A 25,753-nucleotide genomic window follows, 5' to 3' on the forward strand; every position below is an offset into this window, starting at 1 on the left:
CCTCATGTTCATTTCTGTTTGGATGCCGTTTTCTCATCAAGAACCAACTCACGCCAGTAATATTTCATATTTTCTGGCTGTTCTTCAGTGGAATGCACCATTGCCGGTCCCACCGAACCTTGGGCGACAATGCGGTTGCCATGCCGCAGCAGGAACTCTTTTGGTAAACCAGGAGAACATTTCCCAATCTGACCCACATTCAATCCTTCTTGCAACGAAACCTTTCCGATACCGGGTATTTCCAGCTCGGCGAGCTCGGTCATCCATGCAAAGTAGTTCATGTTGGGCCAGGTTGGATGTTCCCCTCCGCCAACAGTGCGGCGACCACCATCACAGACAGGCCAGGAGAGAAAAATCCGATCTGAGGTCAATTCCGGATAGGTTCCGGTCTTATACCATTGGATATAGAGACTCATGAGATCCAGGACTGCGTCCTGTTTCAGTGTTGATGGAAAGATATCATGATCTTCATCAACATCATTCCAAGTCCATATAATCACATGATCAGCCTGTTCTTGCATGGCGATCATCCACAGCGTGTGCATATAATTCCATGCTGGTTCGATAAAAGCTGTTCCTCGACGATAATACCCGGTGCCGACACCCAAGAAGAGAGGCTTATTTTCCTTGCGAAGCAGTGGAATAAGTTGTTCGCAGCTATTTTCCAGCCAACTTTTGTGTGCTCCAAGCGGACAGAGATCAATCGCATCGAAAATTCGTACCGCTTGTTGCATGCGCGGTAAGTTAATGACAGAACGAGTAAAAGGTCCAAGTTCCTTTTCCGGGTTCTCTACAATGTTCCCGACAAAGAAAAAATCACTGTTTGACTCTTTGCGGATAGATTCCAGCACCTGATCAGGCGTCCTTTCATTCAGAAAGAACGACAGCAGAACAGGCTTCCCGTTGATCCGATAATAGTTGGGATGTTTGGCGTAGGTCTCTTCCAGCGCCTTAATTGCGGGGGCCCAGACTTCAACAGACGGGGGCAAGCCACCAGCTCGATCTATTTGCAGGCAGAAACGCATTTCAGGTGCAACACGTTTCATGGCATCCAACCATTTTTTCGTCTGTCCGCCATGCCAGATAGCCAATTCGGGCGCATGGCCTTTTTTCCAGCCGTTGCGGACCATAACATCCAGAGCTACCACATCGATCCCTGCCTGCTGCATCCGGAGCAGATGGCGTTCGATGCGACGTGTTTCATCAGTCTCATCAGCAGCCAGAGTCCAGTGATTTTTGGAGGGATCAGTGGAATCAGCAACTCTGTTTCCTGTATTCGGAGGGAACCATGGCACTACATGAACAATGACATCACGATTTGTCCGATCCGAAGAGAAAGAAAAAGAAGGTTTCCCTATATTTCTCTGCTCCAGTTTCGGTGCAGCCATAATTGGGACGCACGCCAATAGGGTGATTGCTGCGAAAAAAAGTTGTTTCATCGAGGATCTCCTTTGGTTGAAAGTGGAATAACTGACTTGCGTTGAATCAGTTCCGGCTGCATACTGTGACTTCCAAGCGGTTTCTCCGGGTGTCGCAACAATTTGACTGCCAACATGAGTTGACCGGCAACATTGGATCCGACTGTATCAATTGGAGGGGATCCTGTCCGGGTTAACTCCTCGTCCGCAATCGCGACAACACTCAAATCACGTGGAATCGAAATATTGTGATTACTGCAAGCGGTCACTGCGGCAAGAGTAGAGCCTCCAGAAATTCCCAGTAGAGCAGTAAAGTCAAAACCCCGCTGAATGATCTCGCAAAATTTATCGTAAGTTTTTGAAAGTGCTACTTCTCCTGGAGTGATTGCGCAATCAATCATTTCCAATTTGATATTGTGGAGCTTTGCGTAATTTTCTGCTCCATGAATGCGATCTCTGATGGTTTTGTTGGGAGGTTCATTCAGTAGAACTCCAACATGACGATGACCATTTTGCACCAGGTGATGCAAGGCAAGAGCGGCTGCAAAACCATCGTCGAGTACCACACTGCCGATTCCAAATCCATCAAAATAGCGCCCCAGGATCAGAGTCGGACCGATCTCCCCATAGCGAAATAGTGTCTCATAATCCGACTTTGTAAAATCTCCTGCAGACGGCAGAATGATTGTCCCGGCAGACCTGCGCATGCGTGTATCCAAGTCGTGGGGAATGGTTGTTTCATAGTCGAATTTTTCAACTCGAATCCGGGGACATCCTTCTTCTTCATTTATAGCCGTTGCGGTTTGCATCAATACGCTGGTGTCACAACTTTGCCAACGCGGCAACATCAGTAGATATTGTCCCTCCGGCAGTTGTTCGCTTTTCACCTTGGTGCCGATGTAAAGTCCTTTCCCGCGCGTTGCCATGAGTAATCCTTCCAGGCGAAGTCGTGAGAGAGTTCGATCCACTACGGACTGGCTGATGGCGTATCGGCTCATTATTTCCCGGATAGTCAAAAAGCGTTCTCCACTTTTCTGATTGCAGATTTGTTCCCGCAGGAGCTCATATAGTTCGTCTGACTTGTTGGCGGTTTGTGTCATTTTTTTGTGATCGTTTTTATCTGTATTTGTCTGTGTATCGTACTATAATTATAGTAAAACTTTCACAAAATGTCAATAGCTATTTAAAAAAAAATAAATTTTTTTAGAAAGGCCATCCAACCGCTGATGGAGGAGAAGATCTTTCAGGTGCTGTTTGATTCTTTATTCGTTGTCGTTAGCCGATGGGACAGGGGAGGGACATTTTTTCCCGCAGGAGGGGACAAAATGTCACGATGGAACCTCTTTCTGGAGAACGGCATGTATGAAAAAATCTGGCATGGCATATGCTTTCTCTTTCAGCGCCGACACGAAAGAGTCGAAATGAAGGAGGAATGAATATGAATATGATGCAGAGATGGAATCTGAACGACGGGCTGCTGCCCGCTACGCTCGGCGGACTCAATGAACTGTTCCGCTCGGTGTTCGATGCCACGACTGATTTCGGTCCGGAGTGGCTGTCGGACCGGATCGGCGCCCTGCCTCTGGATATGGAGTGCGGCGAAAAGGAAGTGACCGTCAAGATCCCGCTTCCCGGCTGCAAGGCCGAAGAGATCAATGTGGAGGTCGTCAACGACATCCTCACCGTCAAAGCCGAACGCTCCGAGGAGAAAAATGACGATGGCGAGGAAAAACATTATCTCCGCCGTGAACGCTCCAGCATGAGCTACGAAGAGTCAGTCAAACTCCCGGCCCGCGTCAGGGGACATGAGGCAAGCGCAAGTTATGAAGACGGAGTTCTCACCGTCGTACTCCCGCGCGAGGAGGAGAATGTCGACAAGGCTCATGTGGTCAAGGTTCAGTAAGAGAGGAGCTGATTATCATGGAAAAGGATATGCAGGAAAAAAATGAAGTCCGCACGATGCCGGAACCGGTGACGATTGTTCCGCTCGTGGACATCGTGGAGAACAACGAGGGGGTTACGCTCACATTTGAAGTCCCCGGCGCAAACTCAGAAAGCGTCGACATCGAAGTTCTCAACAATATCATGACGATGAGCGCGAAGAGTTCACTCCAGCGCAATGGGCGTCCGGTTGTCTTTAAACGCAACTTCCGCCTTTCCGAAGACGTCGATGTTCAGAACATCACCGCGAAAACCAAAGACGGTGTTCTTACACTCGAAATTCCGAAAGCGGAACGCGCCAAGGTCCACCGGATCAAGGTTCAGTAACGTTCCATATCAAAAAAGCCCGGCAGTCGACTGGCTGCCGGGCTTTTTCTCTTTTCAATCACGGACGGTGAAATTCGCACGGAACCCCGGTCTGGCAGAGCGCGCAGCCGAGTGCCCGATCAAGCCAGCCGTAGGTCTTTTCGCGATCTTTCGCAACGTGTTCGACCGCGTATCGGGCACAGGCCGGTTTGTCGCGATCCTTGAATTCCGGTCCGATCGCGTGAGCCGGGCAGCGCCGGATGCACGCCCCGCAGCGGATGCACCACGCGAACGGGTCGTCGCCGTAGGGACGTTTGTCGGCCGGGAGTTCGAGCGTCGTCACAACCGAACCGAGACGCATCGCCACACCGTGCTCCGTGATGAGGCTCGCCGAGAGCCCGAACGTCCCCGCCCCGGCGACAAAAGCCACATGCCGTTCCGACCAGCTCGAAGTGAAGTGTTTGACATCCCACCCCGGCGGCGGATAGACCGCTTTCTGCTCCAGGTGCGGCGCGATCGCGGGGAAACCCGCTTTCGTCAGCAGGCTTGCCATCTGGGCGCGCATCTCCTCGTTCAAGATCTCGCCGAAACTGCGGACTGCCGCCCATTCGATCGACGGGCGGACCGTCTCCGCGCGGTTCGTTTCGCGCGCCTGCCGGTTCACGGGCAGCACCCAGGAGATGACCGATTTCGCCTCGGCTTCCGGAAATTTCCGTTTCAGCACTTCGTCCGGCGTCCAGTGGTGCGGTCCGATCAGCTCCTTGAAGCGGATGAAGAACGGATCGTCCGCCGCCGCAACTTTCACTTCCGGCTCATCGAAGAAGCGGTCGGCTCCGGTCTGGTGATAGAGATTCCGGAGAAGTTGTTCGATCTGGGTTCGGTTCATGATACGGTCCTCCACGGTTGCAGGAAAAACGGGAGACCCGTTTCCGGATCTCCCGCGGGAATCTGATTTACGCTTCGATCTTCTTTTCAAGGTAATCGCGCAGCTGCGTCACGTTGACTCGATCCTGAAGCATCGTGTCTCGGTCGCGCACGGTCACGCAGTTGTCGTTGCCCGACTCGAAATCGTAGCAGATGCAGTACGGCGTGCCGATTTCATCCTGCCGGCGGTAGCGCTTGCCGATGCTGCCGGTGTCATCGTATTCGGCGCGGAAGTGGCGATCGATCTCCTTGTAGAGCGCGTAGGCCGACTCCTTGAGCTTCTTCGACTGCGGCAGCACCGCAACCTGAATCGGCGCAACGAGCGGCGGCAGGTGCATCACAATGCGGGTATCCTCCTCCATCCCCTCTTTCGCGGTTGCGGCTTTCTCTTCGTCGTAGGCGGCCGAGAGCAGCGCGAGCATCGTGCGGTCGAGACCGACGGAGGTTTCGATGACGGTCGGCATGAACTTGCGGTGGTTGTCATGATCCATGTACGAAAGGTCCTCGCCGGAGAATTCACTGTGGCGCGAGAGATCCCAGGTGCCGCGGTGGTGAACTCCCTCGAGTTCGCCCCAGCCGAACGGAAACTTCACTTCAATGTCGATCGCGGCTTTCGCGTAGTGTGCGAGCTTCTCGTGGACGTAGATGCGGAAGAAGTCGTCCTTGAACTTCAGCTTGTTCCTGTAGTAGTTGATCCGCTGCTCTTTCCAGTATTCAAAGAACTCCATGCCCTGAGCCTCTTCGCAGAAGAACTCCATCTCCATCTGCGTGAATTCGCGGCTGCGGAACGTGAAGTTGCGCGGGTTGATCTCGTTGCGGAATGCCTTGCCGATCTGTGCGATGCCGAACGGAATCTTCTGCCGCGTCGCGACCCGCACGCTGTGGAAGTCGACGAAGATCGGCTGGCAGGTTTCGGCGCGCAGATAGGCGGCGTGTTCCTCGTCGAAGACGGGGCCGACAAACGTTTTCATCATGAGGTTGAATTCGCGCGGTTCGGTCAGATCTTTCGAGCCGCAGTTCGGGCAGGTGGTCGGATCCTCCATCTGGTCGACGCGATAGCGGGATTTGCAGTTGCGGCAGTCGGTCATGAGGTCGCTGAACTGGTCGAGATGACCGGACGCTTTCCAGACGCGCGGGTGACAGATGATCGTCGAATCGAGCCCCTCGACGTTGTCGCGGGTTTCGACCATCTCGTGCCACCAGAGATTTTCGATGGCGCGTTTCATCCGGGCGCCGTAGGGGCCGTAATCCCAGAATCCGTTGATGCCGCCGTAAATCTCGGAACTCGGAAATACAAATCCGCGGCGTTTGCACAGGCTGACGAGCTTGTCCATCAGCTCCTGATTCTTGACGTTTTCTTCGGCCATTTTTTCTTCCTTGAGCGTTGTCGGAGAAACCGTGGTCCGGCCTCTCTTTGTAATGAGTAACGAAAAGAAAGGACGCTTTCCGGAAAAGGCGTCCTCTCCTTAATATAACATCGCTTGATGAAAAAGCAAGGCAACTCACAGCACCAGTTCAAGCGCAAGCACACCCTCGAGCAGATTTCTGCCGTTTTCCTCGTGCCAGTCGAGTTGAAATTCCCGTTTCAGGACCGCCCGGATCACACGATTCTCCAGCGTTTCCCGGTAGCGCGGCAGCCATGCGTCGAGGGCGAGCAGCCGCTGAAAAAGCTCATCGCGGTGCGGCGTCCGGATCTGCAGCTGCGCCTGTATCCGGAATCCGGCGGCGCGGTTGCCCGAGGCGATTCCGGTCAGTCTCACCGCGGCAGCCGGGCAAACACCGCATCCCGGCGGAGGGAATTCTCCCCGGCAGATCCCGCGATCCGGCGCGAGATTGAGTTTCTCTCCGAGCCACCGGGCGAGGGCGCGTTCGAGCGCCGCCGGATCGAATGCGACGACATCCCGGTTCGGAGCATCCGGGGCCGGAGTGCTGTCGGCGCTCTGCGAGGAGGCGACGTCGACGCTGGCGGTCAGCGTGAGAGTGCCGCTGCCGCATTCACGCTCGAAAATGCGTTCGATTTTAAAAGAGTCGCCGCCGCTGTGCCAGACGGCGTTGAAGAGAACTCCTCTGCTTGTGACATTCACGGCCGGAAGCCGGGCGAGAAGTTTCGAGAGAGTTTCTCCGAATCCGGAGCTGCCGACTCCGCGCACGGCGAGTTCCAGCGTGAATTCCCGATGCCGCAGATCCTCTGCCGGAGCCGAACCCGTGATGCGGACGGCGGCATCCTCCTCCTCCACGTCACCGAGAGTCCCGACGCGGACACCGAGCAGGGCGGCGACGCCGTTCTCCACGGCAGTGAGCGGGATTCCCGCCCACCGGGCGGCGTCCGGGGTCTCCGCGGTTTCCTGCGCGGAAAAATACGAGCGCGCGAGGTCGATCCGGCAGAGCAGCGCGAGCTCCACGGTCGTTTTCGGGACGCCGTGGTGCAGGACGGTGTTGAAAGTTCCGGCGTTCTGCCGTTCGATCCGGTTGAACCGGACGGCGAGCACTTCGTCGTGCTCCCGCGGAAACGCCGTCGCGATCCGCGAAAAGGTGTTGCGGAATCCGGCGTCTCCGGATCTCCCGGTCAGCGTCGCCGTGACGGTCAGAGAGCCCGGACTCTCCTCCGCCGGCTCCGGGAAACCGGTTACGGATACGCCGATGCCGTCGACGTTGTCCGGCAGTTTTCCCGCCCTGACATTGAGTCCGGAGACGAGCTGCCGCAGCAGGGCGGCGAGTGCCGCTTCAACCGCTGCGGAACGGAATGCGCCGCGTTGCCGGCAGGCGGTTTCCGAGGCGGCGGGGGGAGTGAAAATGTCATTCATCGAAACATCCTCCTTGGTGTGGGTTGTTATTCAAGGTCTTTTTGTCAACTTTTTCGGAAAATCTACTTGCAATGTTTCTTCAAGGATATATATTACGGCAAAATATAGCATTGAGAAAAACTCAACCAGGGGAGGTATCATCATGTCGAAAACAGCACTGGTGACGGGCGGCGGCCGCGGGATCGGCGCCGGAATTGTGGAGAAACTCGCTGCGGAAGGGTGGAACGTCGTGTTCTGCGGACGTAAGGAGGAGTCCGCGTTTACCGAACGTTGCCGGGAGCTGGAGACGACTTACGGCGTGAAAGCCGCCTACTTCTGCTGCGACGTTTCCATTCACGAGGAGCGCGGGAAACTGCTCGCCCGGATTCTCGAAAAATTCGGTTCGCTTGAGGCGCTTGTGAACAATGCGGGCGTCGCGCCGCTCGTGCGTGCGGATATCCTCGAGATGACCGAGGAGAGCTTTGACCGCGTGCTCGGGATCAACCTCCGCGGGCCTTTCTTCCTGACCCAGCTGGTCGGGCGTTATTTTGCGGAAAACAAGATCGCCGGGACGATCGTGAACATCGGCAGCGTTTCGGCGACGGTCGCTTCGATCAGCCGCGGCGAATACTGCATCTCCAAGGCGGGCGTGGCGATGGCGACGAAACTCTTCGCCGTGAAGATGGCGGAGTTCGGGGTGCCGGTCTATGAGATCCGTCCGGGCGTGATCTCGAGCGACATGACCAGCGTGGTCAAGGCGAAATACGACAAACTCATCGCCGAGGGGCTCACGCTCCAGCCGCGCTGGGGAGAGCCCGCCGACATCGGCAGGGCGGTCGCGATGCTGCTGCGCGGAGATCTCGCCTATTCGACGGGGCAGGTCATCAACGTCGACGGCGGCATGGAGATCGGGCGGCTGTGATGAAGACGCGCAGACTCAACACGCTCGTGATCGGCTCCGGAGCTTCGGGGCTCGCGGCGGCGCTGCGGCTCAAAACGCTCGGAGTGGACGACGTTCTGCTGCTCTCCGAGGGGCTCAGAAACGGGACTTCGATCAATACCGGCAGCGACAAACAGACCTATTACAAACTCGGTATTTACGGCGCGGAGCCGGACTCCCCGGCGCTGCTCGGCCGGACGCTGTTCGACGGCGGTTCGGTCCACGGGGACGTGGCGCTCGTCGAGGCGGCGATGTCGGTGCGCTGTTTCATGAATCTCGTGAATCTCGGCGTGCCGTTTCCCTGTGATGAATTCGGGCAGTACGTCGGCTACAAGACCGACCACGATCCGAAGCGGCGTGCGACGAGCTGCGGGCCGTACACCTCGCGCGAGATGTGTCTCGCGCTGATCCGGGCTGTAAAAGCCGCCGGAGTCGAGATCGCCGAAAAACGCAACGTCGCGGAACTCGTCACCGTTGACGGCCGTGCGGCCGGGGCGGTCGCATGGAATCGGGAGACGAAAGAGTTCGAGACGTATCTCGCGGAGAACACCGTGTTCGCTGTCGGCGGGCCGGGCGGTCTCTACGCTTCGAGCGTCTATCCGGCCGGACACATGGGGGCGATCGGGCTCGCGCTGAAGATCGGGGCGAAAGCACAGAATCTGCCGGAGTCGCAGTTCGGACTCGCCTCGACCCGCTTCCGCTGGAATGTGTCGGGGACCTACATGCAGGTGCTGCCGCGTTTCGTTTCGACGGCGGCGGACGGCGTCTCGGACGAGCGCGAATTTCTGCTCGACCATTACGGCGACGCGAATGCGATGAATTCGATGATTTTCCTCAAGGGTTACCAGTGGCCGTTCGACGTGCGCAAGGTCCCGGACGGCTCCTCGCAGATCGATCTTCTCGTCCATGAGGAGACCGTGAAGAAAGGGCGGCGGGTCTTTCTCGACTTCCGGACGAACACGGAAAATCTCGACTTCGCGGCGCTCTCGGCGGAGGCGCGGGAGTATCTCGAGAAATCCGGCGCCTGTTTCGGCACGCCGGTCGAACGACTCGAGAAGATGAATCTAGGCGCAATCGAACTTTACCGGGATCACAACATCGATCTTTACAAAGAGAAACTTGAAATCGCGGTCTGCGCGCAGCACAACAACGGCGGGCTTGCGGGCAACATCTGGTATGAGTCCGTGAACGTGCCGCACCTCTTCCCGATCGGGGAGGTGAACGGCTCGCACGGCGTGACCCGCCCCGGCGGCTCGGCGTTGAACGCGGGGCAGGTCGGCGGCTTCCGCGCGGCGGAGTTCATCGCTGCGAAATACCGCGAAAACACGCTCGACTTCCCTCGGGCGGAAGAGGCGGCGAAACAGCTTGAGGCCGATCTTCTGCGCCGTCTCTCCGGCACGCGCGACTGGCGGAGCGACCGGCGCGAATTTCAGGAGCGCATGACCGCGTTCGCGGGCCATCTGCGGCCGCAACAAAAACTCGACGAGGCGGCGGATGCGGCGCGGAATCTGCTCGACGCGATGGATCGCGAGGGATATCCGGCGGCGGACACCGATCATGCGATCACGAACTTCCATCTGGCGTTCTCCTCGTGGATCTACCTCGAGTCGATCGCGTTTCAGGCGGCATCGGGGGCGGGGTCGCGCGGCAGCGCGGCCGTGCTGCGCGCGGACAACTCCGTGATTCCGGAGAATCCCGCGTTCCGGGCGCAGGTGCTCGGCACGACTGTAACGCCGCAGGGGGTGCGGGTCGGCTGGGAGCCGTGCCGCCCGTTCCCGGAGACCGACGGCTGGTTCGAGACGGTCTGGGCGGAGTTCCGCACCGGGAAGATCTACGGGTGACCCGATGGCGGAGTTCGATTTCACGATTCTGCGCGAGCTGCGCAAACGGTCGGGACTGAGCATCGGCGAGGTTTCGGCCGGGAGCGGCGTCTCGGCGGCGGTGATCTCGAAGCTCGAGCGGAACCGCACCCGGGCGGAGCTCGATACGCTCTACCGTCTGGCGCGCGTGTTCGGCATCACGGCGGCGGAGCTGCTGAGTCTGGCCGAAGCGCGGCTGTCGCATCCGCTGAAAGCGACGGCGCACCGCAACGAGGATTTCCTCTTCCGGGAGATCAACTACCGGAACATCCGCTGTCTGCACGGCAAGGCGGAGCAGGGGGCGCGGATGAAGCATCCGAACATCCATCAGGACGACTATGAACTCTGCTGGATTCTCGAGGGAACGCTGCGGCTGACACTCCCGTCCGAGGTCCATGAACTTTCGGCCGGGCAGTCGCTCCAGTTCGACGCGCTGCTCGAGCACACCTACGAGGCATTGACCGATTGTGAGTTGTTGATTCTACACATCAGAAAGGAAAACAGGTTCTGAACATGGCGGAAAACTATCCCAAAATCAGTTCATTCAAAACCGCGGAGGCGTTCCGCGCGCATCTGAAAAACCTGAATCTCGATCTCGAAGTCGATGACGCGATCCTCCCGGCGCCGGAGAGCCCGCTCGCGCAGGGGCTCGAATACCACGGCCGCCGGATCGGCAACCGCTGGTGCATCCTGCCGATGGAGGGGTGGGACTGCCTGCCGGACGGTTCGCCGTCGGAACTGACCCGCCGCCGCTGGCTCCACTTCGCCGCGAGCGGCGCGAAACTGCTCTTCGGCTGCGAGGCGTGCGCGGTGATGGAGTCCGGCAAAAGCAACACCCGGCAGTTGATGATCACACCGGCAACCATGCCGAAACTCAAGGCGCTCTGCGCTGAAATGCGCGAACTTCACGCGCAGAAATTCGGCACGGCGGACGATCTGCTCATCGGGTTGCAGCTGACCCACTCCGGCCGTTACAGCCATCCGCACGACGATGCGAAACTCGAATCGGTCACGGCCTACTGCCATCCGCTGCTCGACGAGAAGTTCCACAGCAGCGCCGCGAACGTCGTTTCGGACGGGGAGCTGCGGAACATCATCCGCCACTTCATCGACGCCGCGAAGCTCGCACAGGAGGCGGGATTCGACTTTGTCGACGTGAAGATGGCGCACGGTTATCTCGGCCACGAACTGCTCTCGGGCTTTGAGCGTCCCGGCGAGTTCGGCGGCAGCTTCGAGAACCGCACCCGCTTCTTCCGCGAAATCGTCGAGGGAATCCGCCGTGAAGTGCCGGGTCTGGAGATCGGCACGCGCTTTTCGCTCTTCGACTGCCTGCCGTTTGAAAAAGGGCCGGACAAGGTCGGAATCCCGATGCAGCGCAACGGGATCGGCGTCGGCAACTACCATTACGCATTCGGCGGAGACGGCACGGGACTCGGATACGATCTCACCGAGCCGATCCGGTTCCTCGAACTCTGCCGTTCGCTCGGCGTGGAGCTGATCTGCACGACCGTGTGCAGTCCCTACTACAATCCGCACTTCCAGCGTCCGGCCTACTATCCGGTTTCGGACGGTTATCTGCCGCCGGAGGATCCGGTCTGCGGCGCGGCGCGGCAGATCGGCGCGGTCGCGAAAGTCAAGGAGCACTTCAAGGGGACGGGAATGATCTTCATCGGTTCGGGCTACACCTGTCTGCAGGAGTTTCTGCCGCAGGTCGGTCAGGCGGCGGTCCGCGCGGGCAGAACCGACATGGTCGGAATCGGCCGTATGGTCATCGCCTATCCGGAGCTGCCGGCGGACGCGCTCAAGGGAGGGCCGCTGCAGACGAAGCGGATCTGCCGCACGTTCGGAGACTGCACGACCGCGCCGCGCAGCGGCATGGTTTCCGGCTGCTATCCGCTCGATGAGTTCTACAAGTGCCGCCCCGAGTGCGCGCGCGTGAAAGAGATCAAGCGGAAACTCCGCGAAGCTTAAATCGGATACCAGAGCGGTTCGGCTCCCCAGGAGACGAATCCGTCCACGCAGATTCCGAGCGCGACCGCCTGCGCGCAGCGCGAGTACCAGGTGTCATATCAGAGCGCCCCAGAGAATTCCGGCTGCAACCGCCGCCGCACACGGGGTGTTGAGCAGTTCCGGCATAAGGGCGGCTCCTTTCTCAGAGTTTCAGCAGCCAGGGGAGGCGCAGGACGGCCGCAGTGATGATCGCCGGCAGCAGCGGATCTCCGGGCAGCAGGTGAAATACGGTGTAAACCGTTCCGGCAACGACCCATCCGGCGGCGGTGAACGTGGTTCCCCAACTGCGGGGGAATCCGGATTCGGCCGCGAGCCGGGCGCGGATGCTCCCGGTCGCGAGCGCGGCGAGGGCGGTGACGACGAGCCACGAGGGTTCTGCGGTCATAACGCTCTCAGGAATGAGCCAGACAGCCGGAAGCAGCATCACTGCCAGCGCGAAAAACTGCATGGCCCGGGGGCGCAGCGGCAGCGCCATGACGCTCAAGCCGATACAGGCCCAGACTGCGGCGGCGGGAATTCCGGTGAAGAGCTCTTCGGCGGACATCGAGTCCCAGGCGGTCAGCACGAGCAGCGCGAATCCCGCTGAATTTTCCATGAGGCCGAATCCCTGCGGATTGCGGCCGAAACGGCCGAAATAGAGACGGATCGCCCCGTAGCAGAGAAACACGGGAATCAATACCCGGAAAAACCACGGCGACCGTTCCGCAATTTCGCCGGCCGGGAGATCCCGGGGAGGCGGGAGCGTCGGGGGCGTTCCGTCGGAGGCGTAAAGTGCCGTGACGATTCCTGCAGGGATCATCGGTTCTGAACCGAACGGCGCAAGCAGCTTCTGAAGCCGGGCGTCGAGCAGTTCGGGGTCGGCGGATACCGCGTTCCGCGCGGCGGCGATCCGGCCGCCGTCCGATCCCGGTACAACGGCCCACTGGGCCGAGAGAGGCAGCAGCAGGCGGTTTTCGCTCGGCAGAACGAGGATGCCGGCGGGATCGAGGAGCTCCCAGAGTTTGCGCACGAGTCCGCGCCGCGCCGGTTCGCCGCCGCGCGGGAGCTGGTCCACATAGATCAGGTGAAATCCGGAATCCAGGGTGGGAAGCACCCGTCCCGGGGTCCCCTCGTGCGGTTTGAATTTCGGGTTCCCGAAGCGGCTGAGAAAAATTCCCTGAGGCCAGATGCTTTCAACCCGGTCGACGAACGGCATTTCGAGCCAGATTCCGGGGATGAGGGAACTTCGATCCGAGAGAAAGAGGATGCGGGTCGAGTCGGTGTTGGCCATGAGCAGCGCGGGGAGCGCCGGTGCGACATCGTGCGGCTCGGGGAGCCGGATCGGCGGTCTTTGGGCGAGCATTCCGGAGGTGAAGAGCACCGTCGAAAGCGGCAGCAGCAGAATCATCGCCAGGCGCAGCAGCCAGTGCGCCTTCACCCAGAGGATCATCGCGGCGAAGAGCAGCGGGAAGAGCACCATCAGCCAGAGCGCCGCCCGGAACGGATCTCCCCCCAGCAGAAGAATGGACCCGGCGAACGCCCCTCCCGCGAGAAAGCGCCAGGTGCCGGAACGGAGCGGCAGAGCCGTGAGGTAGCCGCCGGCGAGGATGCCGCAGATCGCCAGCGCCGATTTCGGGCCGGGCAGAAGACTGTAGAGGAAAAACAGCACGGCCGGGAGCAGCAGCATTCCGCGTATCTGATGTTTTTCGCGCCAGCTGCCGACCAGAATCGCGCCCGGAATCGCTTCCAGAGCGGCGATGAGGAACGCGATTCCCGGCGTGGCGGAAAGACCGGTGCCGGAACGGAACAGATCGAGCGCGCAGGTGAATGCCGCAGCGAGAAAGGCTCCCGGAAGTACGGCTCCGCAGATCGCCCGGGCGATCCGTTCCGCGGTCCGGGCCGCGGGGGAGCTCTCCCAGGCGGGGAGGGGCTTCCTGCGTGTTTCTGTTGTCATCGCTGCTCCAGAGTTGGTGTTTTTAACAAATATAGTGTTAAAGTTTGAAAAAATCCAGCTCTTCCGGTTGCTATTTCTGCGGGAAACGACTATCTTAAAGTACCCGAGTGTGAATGACAGCATCCGGAAAGGAGAAATTTGACTCGTATGAACAGCAGTGATTTTCAGATTGCCAGCCTCGGGAAGAGGCTGCTTGATTCTCCGCTCAGCCCGACGACGGCGTTCATTCCGGACGACGCCACCGTGGCTTATGACAGCGACGCCGTGAAACTTGCCGAATATGTGAGAAAGGGCGAGACGATCCCCGCGTTTGAACTGGCCGGTCCCCGGGCGAAAATCTATCATGACCCGGCGTGGAGCAAGGCGGCAGTCCTGACCGCGGGCGGACTCTGCCCCGGACTGAATGACGTGATTAAATTTCTGACCAGCACATTGCGCAATCAGTATCGGGTGCCGATCGTCTATGGCATCCGGTACGGCTATCGCGGGCTGAATCCGGCCAGCAAACTGGCCCCGCTGGTGCTGACCGACGAGAACACCGACGACATCCACGAGCAGGGCGGGACGATTCTCGGCTCCTCGCGCGGAGAGGAGGACACCGCCGTGATGGTCGACACGCTCATGCGCATGAACATCAATCTGCTCTTCTGCATCGGCGGCGACGGAACCGCCCGCTGTGCGCATGAGATCGCGATCGAGGCGCAGAGACGCGGACTCTCGATCAGCGTGATTGCGATCCCCAAGACGATCGACAACGACATCGGTTTCATCGACAAGTCGTTCGGGTTCGAGACGGCGGTCGCGACCTGCGGCCACTTCGTCTCCGGGGCACACAACGAGGCCAAGGGGGCTTATAACGGCATCGGGCTTGTGCGTGTGATGGGGCGCGATTCGGGATTTATCGCGGCATACGCTGCGCTCGCGAATTCGTATATCAACTACTGTCTCGTGCCGGAACGGAAGTTCACGCTCGAGGGGGAGGGGCCGGACGCGCTGCTCCCGAATCTCGTCGAACGCATGAACAGCAAGCATCACGCCGTGATGATCGTCGCCGAAGGTGCGGGGCAGGAGCTCTTTGAAAATCTGCCGGAGATGCACGACGCCTCCGGAAATCTGATTCACAACGACATCGGCATTCTGCTGCGCGACAAGATCCGCGAATATTTCAAGAAGCTGAACATCGAAGTGAACGTGAAGTATTTCGACACCTCCTACGCGGTCCGGAGCGGCCCGTGCCACGGCGCCGACGCGGTATTCTGCGCGATGCTCGCGCAGAATGCGGTGCATGCCGCGATGGCCGGGAGAACCGACATGGTGATCGGCCACTGGGGAGACAACTTCACGCATGTGCCGATCTCGCTCGCGACGCGGCGTCGCAAGAAAATCGACCTGAACAGCCAGCTCTGGACGAGTGTCCGGGCGACGACCTGTTTCTGATTTTACGTGTTTCAGGAGGAGAAAACATGTTGGAACAACTTGGAAAAGTTTCCAAATCGATCGATGCGCTGCTGGCGTCGGATGGTTTTCCGAAGACGATCCGTCCCGAATATCTGCGGACGGCGGCGCTGGACTATCCGCTCAACGGCGGCAAACGGCTGCGTCCCGCGATTGTGATCTGGTGCTGCGGTCTGCTCGGCGGAACGCAGGAGCAGGCGCTCTATCCCGCGGCGGCGGCGGAGGTCTGCCACAACTGGACGCTCGTCCATGACGACATCATCGACCAGGATCCGACCCGCCGGAACCGTCCCGCCTGCCACGTCGCGCTCATGAACGAAGTGCGCGGCCGTTTCGGACTCTCGGAGGACGAGGCTGCGCGCACGGGGCGCGACTTCGCGATTCTGACCGGAGACGTGCAGCAGGGATGGGCGAACGACCTGCTGCTGCGGGCGACTGATCACGGGGTCGCTCCGAAAGTGGTGGTCGGCCTCATGCGCCGGTTTCAGGAACTGGCGAACCGCGATCTCATCAGCGGGGAGGCGCTCGACGTCGAGTTTTCGCTGCGTCCGGTCGAGTCGATCGAGCTCGACGAGGTGCGCGAAATGCTCATGGGCAAGACCGGCGCGCTGCTGCGTTTCTGCGCTGAAGCGGGCGCAATGATCGCGCTCGAGACGGACGACCCCGAAACGCCGGAGGTGAAGAAACTCGGAGAATTCGCGCTCGCTGCCGGCAACGCCTTTCAGTTGCGCGACGACTACCTCGGGATTTTCGGCGAGTTCAAGACCCTCGGAAAACCGATCGGCGGCGACCTGCGCGAGGGCAAGGCGACACTGCTGCTGCTCTCCGCACTCCGGATGGCTGACCCCGCCGCCCGCACACAGCTGCTGCGGATGCTCGGACGCCGGGAATATACGCAGCACGATCTTGATATCGTCCGCGGCATCATGGTCGACTCCGGTGCGGCCGGGAGTTTGAATTCCGAGGCGGAAGATCTTGCGGACAAAGCGCGCCGGATTCTGAATGAGTTCCCGAAGAACAAGTTCCGAACGTATCTGCTCGGACTGGTCGATTATCTGATCACCCGCGAGAAGTAAGTTGTGGAGAGTCCCGGCGGAAGCCGGGATTTTTCGTTTCAGGCGGCGGCCGTCAGAAGCGGATCCGGGCGATGAAAATCGAGTTGTCGCTGCCGTGATCGAGACAGCGCTGCAGATTTTCCGGACCGAGCGGGCCCGGACTCTGCATCCACTCCGAGGCGACGACCCACGACTCACGGTCGTTGAGGCGGCAGCAGCCGAAGTTGCCGAGCCGCGCGCCGCGTTCCGGTACGGCGATCCGCTCCGTCGAGCGGATGACGCGAAGCCGTTCCGGATCGACCTCCGCGATGAAGAGCGGGGCGCGGTGACGGAAGACATGGTCGTTGTTCCCCGCCCGCCGGGTGTAGACCAGAAAGAGCCGCCCGCCGCCCGTGATCCAGTGCTGCTGAGTGTTGTAATTCCCGAGCATCTCGCCGTCATCGAATCGCCACTCGACGGGATCGGAGTAGTGCAGCCCGTCCCCGCCCGTCGCGACGAAACCGGCTTCGTCATTGCGCAGCGTGAGGAAATAACGGCCGCCGTATGCGGTGATCGAGGGTTCGCAGAATCCACGCGGCACCGGAGTCGTCAGGAAGTTCCCGCATTCGAGAAAGCGCAGCGTCCCGCCGTCGAATCCGCACCGCATGACGGCCGCGCGACAGCTGTTGTGCCACGGGTCGCACGCCTCTTTGCGAGTCATGGTGTAGAACGGGATCAGCAGTTCGCCGTTGTCGAGTTCGAGGCATTGCGCACTGCCGGCGGCGCCGGCGAAAAAGGTCTCTTCCGGGTCGTCCGGCATATCGAGAGTGCGGTATGCGCTCCAGCTCCCGGTCACGGGATCCATCGTGCTGTAGACCGTGTGGCGCGGCCGCGGCGGCGGGACGAATTCGTCGTCGCAGTAGAGCATGCTCGCTCCCGTGAGCAGAAACCTCCCCGTTGCCCGGTGGTAGAGCGGGGTCGCATCCGCCATCGCGATTTCCCGTCCCTCTCCGCCCGGAAACGGACGGCGCGCCAGATTCGGGACTTCGCGGATCTCCGACCAGTTCCGTCCGCCGTCCCGGCTGGTCAGCTCATGCAGGCCGTAATAGATGTCGCTGCCGGAGAGCCGCAGCGGCTGTGTGGTCATGACGGCAGATCCGTTCGGCGCAACTGCCGCGCGTGCATGGGTGAAACAGGTTTTCCCGGTGAAGTTCGTTCCGATTCTCTGAAGTTCGATTTCAGACACGGGTTGCCTCCATTTCGATCCCGCGCGCGATCTCCTCTGCGTCAGCCGGGGAGAAGCTGCCGGGAAAGGCCGAGAGACAGTTTGCACTCGCCGCCGCCAGCGCCAGCCGGAACGCCTCGAACGGATCGACGCCGCAGAGCAGTTCGCTCGCCCAGACCGCACTGGCGGTGTCGCCGCAGCCGATCGGATTCACAACCCTTTCCAGCTGCGGCAGATTGTAGGTGACGATCCGGCTGCCGTCGGAGGCATACGCCATGCCGGGGCCGTCCGTGATCGCCGCAAGTTTCACGGCCGGGGAGTCGAATACCCTCTTCAACCCCGTTGCGATATCATCCGCACCGGTCATCGCGCGGAGTTCGTCCGCGTTGATCTTGAGCCAGAGTTCCGCATTCGATGCAAATACCGGGCGCAGATTCTGATAGGAGTCGACCAGCAGCGGCCGGCCGTGTTCCGCGGCGATTGCGGCCGCGCGCGGATAGAGCATCGGATCGGTTCCGGTCGGCAGCGTACCGCAGAACGCCCCGGCGTCCGACTCCCGGAGCCACTCGTCGAACCGTTCGAGCAGCGCATCGACCTCCGCGGCGTCCGCCGCGAACGACGGCTCGATCACCTCGGTCATCGTCTGCGTCTCCAGACACAGACAAGTCGTGCAGCAACGGGTCGGCGCGACGGTCGGCACCGAAAAGACCGGCATCCCTTCTTCCGCGAGTCCCGCCCGGATCTTCCCGCCGTTTTCACCGCCGGCAAACTGAATCAGCCGTGCGGCAACTCTGCCGTGGCACGCGGCCGCCCGGCAGAAATTGATTCCTTTCCCCCCCGGAAACGTCTGCATCTCCCTCGCGCGGTTGATCGCCCCGTAACGGAAGCGGTCGAAAAACAATGTCTTCTGCCAGGCCGGATTCGGGCCGAGTGCGGTGATGCGTTTCATCCTGCGACTCCCCTTAAAATCGCCGCGACTTCCGGGTCGCTGAAGTCGCGCGGATTGCTCCTCATGCTGCCGGAACGGCAATTTTTGACGATGAAATCGAAGTGTTCTTCCCGCAGCCCGTATCCGCGGAAGTCCGCAGGCAGACCCGCTGCGCGCCGCAACTCTTCCAGCGCCGCAATCAGCGCCTCCGGCGTGTCGCGGATCAGCATGCGGGCGAGAAACGCCATCTTCTCCCGGCAGGCCGGCAGATTCCAGCGCAGCAGCTCCGGCAGCAGCACCGCGCAGCAGACGCCGTGCGGCACGTGCAGCAGACTCCCGAGCGGATGGCCGATGCCGTGCACCGCTCCGAGACTCGACTGCGTGAACGCCATGGCGGCAAGCATGCTCCCCTCCGCCATCGCGATCCGCTCCGGAATCGAACTGCTGCGGACGGCCGGGAGCAGCGCCGGATGAATCGAGAGCGCCGCTTTGAGCGCGAGCGCCTCGCTCGACGGGGTCGCCTTTTTCGAGAGAAAACTCTCAATCGCCTGCGTCAGCGCGTCGAATCCGCTCGCGGCGGTGACGCCGGGCGGGCAGTCGTATGTGAGTTCGGGGTCGACGATCGCCGTATCCGCGAACATCGTATCGTGCCGGAGCGACTGCTTGATCCCCGTTTCCGGGTCGAGCAGCACCGCATTCGGCGTGATCTCCGCTCCCGTTCCGGAAGTGGTCGGCAGCGCCGCGAAGAAACACCCTTTGCCGGGAATTTTCCCGCGTCCGTAGAAGTAGTCCGCCACGCTCCCGTCGAGCGGCAGGAGCGCCGCCGCGCTTTTGGCCGTGTCGATCGCCGAACCGCCGCCCCAGCCGATGACGTTCGCCGCATGGATTTCCCGGCCGGCGGCGAGCACGCGCTCGACATCCTCGAGCGGCGGCTCCGGGCGGACGTCGGCGACGATCCGGACTTCACGCCCTTTCAACTCCGGCAGCAGTTCGGATTCCACCCGCTCTTTCGAGTGGCGTCCCGCGACGACGAGAACATTTCCGGCGGGGAGTTTGGAAACGAGTTTATGCCGTTCCCCGCAGCCGAACAGGATCTCATCCGGAAGTTTGAATTCGCAGTTCATTCTTTTCCCTCATGTTCCGTCAGGTAGATGTAAAGATTCTGCGCCGCAACGCCCTCGGCCTGTTTGCGGCTGGCGGCGCGGCCGAACGCGACATAGCCGTGCAGCGTGACTTCCACTTCGTAGATCGGCAGATGTTCCGGGCCGGTCGTGCGCAGCACGGTATAGGTCGGCGGCTTTCCCCAGCGACGCTGGGAGTACTCCTGAAGCAACCCTTTCGGATTGATCGAACTCAGGAGCGAGCGCGGATCGGGGTATTCCTCGCGGAACATACTCAGTATGAATCGCTTGACACAATCGAACCCCCCGTCGAGATAGAGCGCGCCCAGAACCGCCTCGAAAAGATCCGCCAGCGTCGAGTCGCGGCCTGCGCCACCCGCCTCCTGTTCGCCGCGTCCGACGAGCAGATATTCTCCAAGTTCGAGCTTGCGGGCGAGTGCCGCCAGCGCACCCTCACGAACCAGGGCCGACCGCATTTTGGTCATTGCCCCCTCATCGCACTCGGGATAGAGTCGGAACAGGTATTCGGTCAACACGATCTCGAGCACCGCGTCGCCGAGAAATTCGAGCCGCTGATTGTCGTAGGGGAGGGCGTTCTCCACCGCGTAGGAACGGTGAGTCAGCGCTTCATTGAGCCGGTTGCTCCAGGGAATATCCGGGCCGAGCCGATTTTTGAGTTCATCGATATTGCGCGTCACGATTCCACTCCGCACTTTCGTATTTGCTGCGGGCGAGAGATTCCGCCCGCTCGATCCACTCATCCGGAATCAGCCGTTCCCGGAACGTGACTCGGAAAAATGATTCCAGAGCCGTTATCAGCGCCGCATTCAATTTCTCCCAGTCTCCCCCGGCGACTTCGAGCCGGATGCTCCCCTGATGCAGAATGCCGTTCCGGGTGCGCCGCTGAGCTGCACCGGCGTATTTGCCGCCGTTTCCCGCGGCGATGATGTCGAATTTGCTCGGGGAGACGAAACACTTCATCGTCGCCCGGTCGACGTGCGCGGTTTCGCTGCTCTGAAGTTCCGCCGTCACGCCGAGTGCCGTGAGCATCGGGAGCATCGCCTCATGAAAAACGCGGTAACTCTCCATCCGGTTCAGACTCGTGAGCGCGTGTCCCGCCGGAATCACGGCCGTGTAGGTGAGATCCCCATCGTGAAAAACATTGCCGCCGCCAGTCGGACGCCGCACGATCGCGTAACGTGCCGCCTCCGTCTCCGGGTAGAGCTGCGAACTGCCGATCGACAGAGAGGGGCGGTCCCAGCGGTAGGTGCGGATCAGCGGAGCTCCGAGATTCCCGGCCTCTTCGAGCAGAATCTCATCCATGCTCATGTTGAAGAACGGATCGTGCACCGTGTCGCGCCAGAGCAGCCACTCTCCCGTCATTGCCTGCCGTCCTTCCGGATGCGGCCGGTCAGATAGCCGACCCGGTTGTCGAGCGCGCTCCCGGCCAGATTGTAGCCGGAAAGCTCCTTGTATTTGCGCGTGAAGTCGCCGATGACCGTGTCGAAATCAAGCTTCACTTTCGGTGCCCGCGCTTTCACGCAGCGCAGAAACGAGGAGATCACGCGCGCAAGCTCGCGTTTACGACGCGGCTCCGGCATCTCCTCCACGTGAATTTTGCAGCCGTCGAGATCGATGACCCCCCAGCCGGAGTAGATCCCGACGGGACTCTTGCGGCAGAAGATGTTGCGCAGACTCAAATCCCCATGTTCAACGCCCGCCGCGTGCATCTTGACCAGCAGCGCGGTCACGCCTGAAACGAACTGCCGGTAGGGGTCGCCCTGCGCGAATTCGGCGGCGAGTTTGTCGAGAGGAAGCTGCAGCGAAGAGAGCTCCCGGGTTACGACGAAATCCTCGTAGGGAATCCGGAATCTCGTCCGCCGCGCCGCCACCAGAACTTCCGGCGTCGGAATTTCAAACTCCCGCAACCGCACCGCTCCGGCCAGAACCCGCTCCGGCCGGGGAAGTTTGAACAACTTCCGGAAGCCGTTCCAGTACCCCCGGAAGTTGTAACGCTTGATGAAGACGCCGTCCGCGACGACGGCGAAAACCTTGCGCCCGTTCTTGCAGCGTCGGGCGTCAGGGTCGTTGATCTTATTCAGGATCACCGCCGGATCGTTCCCGGCATGCATCCATTCCCGTCGCACGAGCCCGGAGTAGCCGGAACCTTCAAACGGGATGTAGCTCCCGTTTTCCGTCAGACTTTCGAGAATTTCCGGCATGCCGGGCTGTTCCATGGCGCTCTCCTGAAATTACAGGTTCTCGACCACGAGGTCGCCGACTTCGGTGGTCGAATAGCCCATACGGCCCGCAGCCATCGATTTGAGCTTGTTGCCGGTGACAAACTCAATGCTCTTCTCGATCGCCTGCGCGGCTTCCTTTTCTCCGAGGAAGTCGAGCATCATCGCCGCCGCGCCGATCGCCGCAAGCGGGTTGATGACGTTCTTGCCGGTGTATTTCGGAGCAGAGCCGCCGATCGGCTCGAACATGCTCACGCCTTTCGGATTCAGGTTGCCGCCCGAGGCGACGCCCATGCCGCCGGAGGTCATCGCCGCCAGATCGGTGATGATGTCGCCCATGAGGTTTTCCGTGACGATCACGTCGAACCACTCCGGATTCTTCACCATCCACATCGTCGCGGCGTCCACATGGCAGTAGTTCGTCTTAACGGTCGGGAAATCTTTCGCCATCGCATGGAACGCGCGGTCCCAGAGACCGCAGACGTAGGTGAGGACGTTGGTCTTGCCGACCAGCGTGAGCTGCGAGGTGTAACCGGCTTTCCGGTCCTCCTCGGAGAGTCCGCGCCACGGATTCTCTTTCGTGTGGCGCTTCGCCGCAAGCTCAAACGCGAACTTCAAACAGCGGTCGACCTGCGAGCGGGTGTAGACCCAGTTCTGGCAGGCGACTTCGTCCGGCGTATCGATCTGGACGTTGCCGCCCATGCCGGTATAGACCCCGCCGCTGTTTTCACGCACGACGACGTAGTCGATGTCCTCGGGCTTCTTGTTCGCGAGCGGAGTCTCGACTCCGGCGTAGAGCTTCACGGGACGCAGATTGATGTACTGATCGAGGTCGAAACGCAGCTTCAGCAGAATCCCTTTCTCGAGGATGCCCGGCTTCACATCCGGGTGGCCGATCGCGCCGAGCAGGACGGCGTCGTGCTTTTCAAGCTGCGCTTTCGCGTCGGCGGGGAGCGTCTCCCCGGTCTTGAGGTAGTGTTCGCCACCCCAGTTGTAATACTCTTTCTCGGTCGTGAAACCGAATTTTCTGCCGGCGGCATCGAGAACTTTGACCGCCTCGGCGATCACTTCCGGACCGGTGCCGTCGCCCGGAAGTACGGCGATTTTATAATTTTTCGACATTTTGAATCTCTCCATGAATTGCAGTCGGAATCAGTAACGCTTCTGCTTGCTGTTGGCCAGCACGCGCAGCCGCAGCGCATTGAGCCGGATGAAGCCTTCGGCATCCTTGTGGTTGTAGGCGCGGTTGTCCTCGAAGCTCGCGACGTGATCGTCGTAGAGGCTGTATTCGGAGCGGCGGCCCGTCACATGGCAGGCTCCCTTGAAGAGCTTCACGCGGACTTCGCCGGTGACGAACCTCTGGCTCTCGGTGATCGCGGCCTGGAGCATCTCACGCTCCGGCGCGTACCAGAAGCCGTTGTAAACCATGTCCGCGTAGCGCGGGATCAGGCTGTCGCGCAGGTGCATGACCTCGCGGTCCATCGTGATCTCCTCGAGTCCGCGGTGGGCGATGTTCAGAATCGTGCCGCCGGGGGTCTCATAGACGCCGCGCGACTTCATGCCGACGAAGCGGTTTTCGACGATGTCGACCCGGCCGACCGCGTGCTCCTTGCCGAGCGCATTGAGTTTGCGCATGATGTTCGCGGGAGAGAGCTCCTCGCCGTTGACTTTCTTCGGAACGCCTTTCTCGAAGTAGATGATGACGTCTTCGGGCTTGTCGGCCGCCTGCGACAGCGGCTTGGTCATGACCGCGATCTCATCGGGGAACTCGTTCCAGGGGTCCTCGAGAATGCCGCCCTCGAAGCTGATGTGCAGCAAATTGCGGTCCATGCTGTACGGCTTGGCCGCGGTCGTGGTGACCGGAATGCCGTTTTTCTTCGCATATTCCACGAGATCCATGCGTCCCGCGAAATCCCACTCGCGCCACGGGGCGATAATTTTGATGTTCGGTTCGAACGCATAGGCGGTCAGCTCGAAGCGGACCTGGTCGTTCCCCTTGCCGGTGGCGCCGTGGCAGATCGCGTCGGCTTTCTCGGCGCGGGCGATCTCGATGAGGCGCTTGCCGATGAGCGGACGCGCGATCGAAGTTCCGAGCAGGTAATTCCCCTCGTAAATCGCGTTGGCCTGCATCATCGGGAAGATGAAGTCGCGGGCGAACTCCTCGGTCAGATCCTCGACGTAGCACTTGGAAGCGCCGGTGCGGATCGCCTTTTCTTCGACGCCGTTGAGTTCCTCCTCCTGGCCCACGTCGGCGCAGAAGCCGATCACTTCGGCGTTGTACTTCTCTTTGACCCACTTGACGATCACGGAGGTGTCAAGTCCGCCGGAATAGGCGACGATTACTTTCATTTTACCACTTGCTCCTTAGTTGTTTCAGCGGTTGAGTTTTGTGTGATCAGATAGTTTGTGCTGGTCGGGTAGGCGAATTCCAGCCCGGCCGCGTTGAATCGTTCGAGAATCTCCAGATTGATCTCCTGCTTCCACCTCTGCATCTGGATGTAATCAAGCGTCTGAAACCAGAGAATCACGCTGATGTCGAGAGAACAGGCCTGAAAATCCGTGAAGAAATAGAGCGGCGGCTGTCCTTCAAGGTCGAACCCGGGATGATGGTCGAGGATCTCTCCCAGAATTTTCAATGCGAGACGCATCTGCTCCGGCGTGGTGCTGTAAACCAGCCCGAGCGTGAACGAATATTTGAGATAAGGCCGTTCCGTAATGTTTTCGATGGTGTTATCTGCGACAATGCGGTTCGGGATGTTCCAGAGCGTTCCATCCAGAGAGCGCAGCCGGGTGCTTCGCAGTCCGACCTCTTCCACCGAACCGGATGCTTCGCCGATTGTGACCCGGTCGCCGATTTTGAACGTCTTGTCTGAGACGATCGACATGGCGCCGAAGAGATTCCCAACGGTATTCTGAGCGGCGAACGCGAGTACCAGGCCGATCACCCCGGCGCCGGTGACGAGTGCCGCCACGTTCAGATTGAACAGATTCTGGGCGATGAAGATGATCGCCATCACCCACACGGCGGTTTTGATGGTGCGACGAACGAGATCGGCAAACAGCTGATTGAGCTTGCGATCTTCATTGACCCGCCTCTGCCGCAGGTAGAAATCCACCAGCGAAATGATGCGGAAGATCCCCCAGAGAAACGCGAGAATGAACCCCGCATAGAAGGTCTTCCCCAGCCACAGCGCGATGGCTCCGGGCAGATGCACGAGATTGTTGCAGGCCGAAAACCCGACGAGAAGAATCAGCAGCGTGAGCGGCGCACCCAGTCGATCGACGATCTTGAGCGGCAATTCCGATGGCAGTTTCCGCAGAAGTTTCGGCAGCAGCGCCCGGAAAAGCCAGCGGATGAGGAACGCCACGATGATTGTGACGGCGATTCCGATCGCCAGCTCAAGCAAATTCTCCTGCTCGCTGCGAAACCACTCCACCGTCTTTTCCCAGAGAAGACGGAAATAGCCGAACCCATCCTCGATGCTGTCGACTTTCGTGATATCCGGCGTTACCGCGGGCACCTCGGATTCCACAACGACCGTCGGTTCCGCAGCAACCGCGAGGGGCTGCAAAAAAAAGCTGAACATGAAAACTTTCCCGAATCTCTGCTTTTAAATTCTGAAAAACGCACTATAT

General features: G+C 60.1%; 23 protein-coding genes. 8 read left to right on the forward strand and 15 right to left on the reverse strand.

From position 1 onward, the window contains the following. Positions 1-8: 8 nt before the first annotated feature. Positions 9-1,439 (reverse strand): endo-1,3-alpha-glucanase family glycosylhydrolase, encoded by a 1,431-nt coding sequence (locus tag Q0J85_RS01125; RefSeq protein ID WP_294477447.1) that lies wholly within the window; start codon positions 1,437-1,439, stop codon positions 9-11. Further along, a complete protein-coding gene (locus Q0J85_RS01130; RefSeq protein WP_294477448.1) occupies positions 1,436-2,518 on the reverse strand; it encodes a substrate-binding domain-containing protein in 1,083 nt (360 codons plus the stop codon). Before Q0J85_RS01130 ends, Q0J85_RS01125 begins: the two co-directional genes overlap by 4 nt. Before the next feature lie 344 nt (positions 2,519-2,862). Here Q0J85_RS01130 and Q0J85_RS01135 point away from each other — a divergent pair, with 344 nt between their 5' ends. Both Q0J85_RS01135 and Q0J85_RS01140 read left to right on the forward strand, forming a co-directional pair. Continuing rightward, a complete protein-coding gene (locus Q0J85_RS01135; RefSeq protein ID WP_294477449.1) occupies positions 2,863-3,321 on the forward strand; it encodes an Hsp20/alpha crystallin family protein in 459 nt (152 codons plus the stop codon). Positions 3,322-3,338: 17 nt separating this feature from the next. Next, positions 3,339-3,686: an Hsp20/alpha crystallin family protein gene (locus tag Q0J85_RS01140; RefSeq protein ID WP_294477450.1), complete on the forward strand. Its 348-nt coding sequence runs from the start codon at positions 3,339-3,341 to the stop codon at positions 3,684-3,686. Positions 3,687-3,744: 58 nt separating this feature from the next. On the opposite strand, the gene Q0J85_RS01145 is transcribed toward Q0J85_RS01140, so the two are convergent. The 3 genes from Q0J85_RS01145 to Q0J85_RS01155 all read right to left on the reverse strand — a co-directional run bounded on the left by Q0J85_RS01145 (position 3,745) and on the right by Q0J85_RS01155 (position 7,393). Next, positions 3,745-4,551: a hypothetical protein gene (locus tag Q0J85_RS01145; protein ID WP_294477451.1), complete on the reverse strand. Its 807-nt coding sequence runs from the start codon at positions 4,549-4,551 to the stop codon at positions 3,745-3,747. 67 nt (positions 4,552-4,618) lie between these two features. Beyond that, positions 4,619-5,956, reverse strand: coding sequence for a glycine--tRNA ligase (locus Q0J85_RS01150; protein ID WP_294477452.1), 1,338 nt, complete (start codon positions 5,954-5,956; stop codon positions 4,619-4,621). A 135-nt stretch (positions 5,957-6,091) separates the two neighbouring features. Next, positions 6,092-7,393 carry a hypothetical protein gene (locus Q0J85_RS01155; protein WP_294477453.1) on the reverse strand — a complete coding sequence of 434 codons (1,302 nt, stop codon included), beginning with the start codon at positions 7,391-7,393 and terminating at the stop codon, positions 6,092-6,094. 142 nt (positions 7,394-7,535) lie between these two features. Between Q0J85_RS01155 and Q0J85_RS01160 the strand changes: the two genes are divergently transcribed. Genes Q0J85_RS01160 through Q0J85_RS01175 form a run of 4 tightly spaced genes read left to right on the forward strand, consistent with a single transcriptional unit; the run spans position 7,536 to position 12,142 of the window. After that, positions 7,536-8,294 carry a 3-ketoacyl-ACP reductase gene (locus Q0J85_RS01160; protein WP_294477454.1) on the forward strand — a complete coding sequence of 253 codons (759 nt, stop codon included), beginning with the start codon at positions 7,536-7,538 and terminating at the stop codon, positions 8,292-8,294. Then, positions 8,294-10,153: an FAD-binding protein gene (locus Q0J85_RS01165; RefSeq protein WP_294477455.1), complete on the forward strand. Its 1,860-nt coding sequence runs from the start codon at positions 8,294-8,296 to the stop codon at positions 10,151-10,153. The genes Q0J85_RS01160 and Q0J85_RS01165 overlap by 1 nt, the downstream gene beginning before the upstream one ends. A 4-nt stretch (positions 10,154-10,157) precedes the next feature. Continuing rightward, positions 10,158-10,682, forward strand: coding sequence for an XRE family transcriptional regulator (locus tag Q0J85_RS01170; RefSeq protein ID WP_294477456.1), 525 nt, complete (start codon positions 10,158-10,160; stop codon positions 10,680-10,682). 2 nt (positions 10,683-10,684) lie between these two features. Beyond that, positions 10,685-12,142 (forward strand): hypothetical protein, encoded by a 1,458-nt coding sequence (locus Q0J85_RS01175; RefSeq protein WP_294477457.1) that lies wholly within the window; start codon positions 10,685-10,687, stop codon positions 12,140-12,142. Positions 12,143-12,323: 181 nt separating this feature from the next. On the opposite strand, the gene Q0J85_RS01180 is transcribed toward Q0J85_RS01175, so the two are convergent. Further along, on the reverse strand, positions 12,324-14,114 hold the full coding sequence (locus Q0J85_RS01180; RefSeq protein ID WP_294477458.1) for a hypothetical protein: 1,791 nt from the start codon (positions 14,112-14,114) through the stop codon (positions 12,324-12,326). 147 nt (positions 14,115-14,261) lie between these two features. Here Q0J85_RS01180 and Q0J85_RS01185 point away from each other — a divergent pair, with 147 nt between their 5' ends. Both Q0J85_RS01185 and Q0J85_RS01190 read left to right on the forward strand, forming a co-directional pair. After that, positions 14,262-15,551, forward strand: coding sequence for an ATP-dependent 6-phosphofructokinase (locus Q0J85_RS01185; protein ID WP_294477459.1), 1,290 nt, complete (start codon positions 14,262-14,264; stop codon positions 15,549-15,551). A 26-nt stretch (positions 15,552-15,577) separates the two neighbouring features. After that, entirely contained in the window at positions 15,578-16,645 is a 1,068-nt protein-coding gene (locus Q0J85_RS01190; protein ID WP_294477460.1) for a polyprenyl synthetase family protein, read from the forward strand. Positions 16,646-16,697: 52 nt separating this feature from the next. Here the strand turns inward: Q0J85_RS01190 and Q0J85_RS01195 are convergent, their stop codons facing one another. Genes Q0J85_RS01195 through Q0J85_RS01235 form a run of 9 tightly spaced genes read right to left on the reverse strand, consistent with a single transcriptional unit; the run spans position 16,698 to position 25,704 of the window. Further along, positions 16,698-17,849: a sialidase family protein gene (locus Q0J85_RS01195; RefSeq protein ID WP_294477461.1), complete on the reverse strand. Its 1,152-nt coding sequence runs from the start codon at positions 17,847-17,849 to the stop codon at positions 16,698-16,700. Further along, positions 17,842-18,777, reverse strand: coding sequence for a 1-phosphofructokinase family hexose kinase (locus Q0J85_RS01200; protein ID WP_294477462.1), 936 nt, complete (start codon positions 18,775-18,777; stop codon positions 17,842-17,844). The genes Q0J85_RS01195 and Q0J85_RS01200 overlap by 8 nt, the downstream gene beginning before the upstream one ends. Beyond that, positions 18,774-19,880 (reverse strand): iron-containing alcohol dehydrogenase family protein, encoded by a 1,107-nt coding sequence (locus Q0J85_RS01205; RefSeq protein ID WP_294477463.1) that lies wholly within the window; start codon positions 19,878-19,880, stop codon positions 18,774-18,776. The genes Q0J85_RS01200 and Q0J85_RS01205 overlap by 4 nt, the downstream gene beginning before the upstream one ends. Beyond that, positions 19,877-20,638: a ribonuclease III gene (gene rnc / locus Q0J85_RS01210; RefSeq protein WP_294477464.1), complete on the reverse strand. Its 762-nt coding sequence runs from the start codon at positions 20,636-20,638 to the stop codon at positions 19,877-19,879. The genes Q0J85_RS01205 and rnc overlap by 4 nt, the downstream gene beginning before the upstream one ends. After that, positions 20,556-21,260, reverse strand: coding sequence for a biotin/lipoate A/B protein ligase family protein (locus Q0J85_RS01215; RefSeq protein WP_294477465.1), 705 nt, complete (start codon positions 21,258-21,260; stop codon positions 20,556-20,558). Before Q0J85_RS01215 ends, rnc begins: the two co-directional genes overlap by 83 nt. Beyond that, positions 21,257-22,114: a lipopolysaccharide kinase InaA family protein gene (locus Q0J85_RS01220; protein ID WP_294477466.1), complete on the reverse strand. Its 858-nt coding sequence runs from the start codon at positions 22,112-22,114 to the stop codon at positions 21,257-21,259. Before Q0J85_RS01220 ends, Q0J85_RS01215 begins: the two co-directional genes overlap by 4 nt. A gap of 15 nt (positions 22,115-22,129) precedes the next feature. Next, entirely contained in the window at positions 22,130-23,239 is a 1,110-nt protein-coding gene (locus Q0J85_RS01225; protein ID WP_294477467.1) for a 3-isopropylmalate dehydrogenase, read from the reverse strand. A 30-nt stretch (positions 23,240-23,269) separates the two neighbouring features. Then, entirely contained in the window at positions 23,270-24,466 is a 1,197-nt protein-coding gene (locus tag Q0J85_RS01230) for an argininosuccinate synthase (RefSeq protein WP_294477468.1), read from the reverse strand. Continuing rightward, positions 24,463-25,704 carry a mechanosensitive ion channel domain-containing protein gene (locus Q0J85_RS01235; protein WP_294477469.1) on the reverse strand — a complete coding sequence of 414 codons (1,242 nt, stop codon included), beginning with the start codon at positions 25,702-25,704 and terminating at the stop codon, positions 24,463-24,465. Before Q0J85_RS01235 ends, Q0J85_RS01230 begins: the two co-directional genes overlap by 4 nt. Positions 25,705-25,753: the final 49 nt, after the last annotated feature.

Source organism: uncultured Victivallis sp., from assembly GCA_944389935.1.
GTDB lineage: Bacteria > Verrucomicrobiota > Lentisphaeria > Victivallales > Victivallaceae > Victivallis.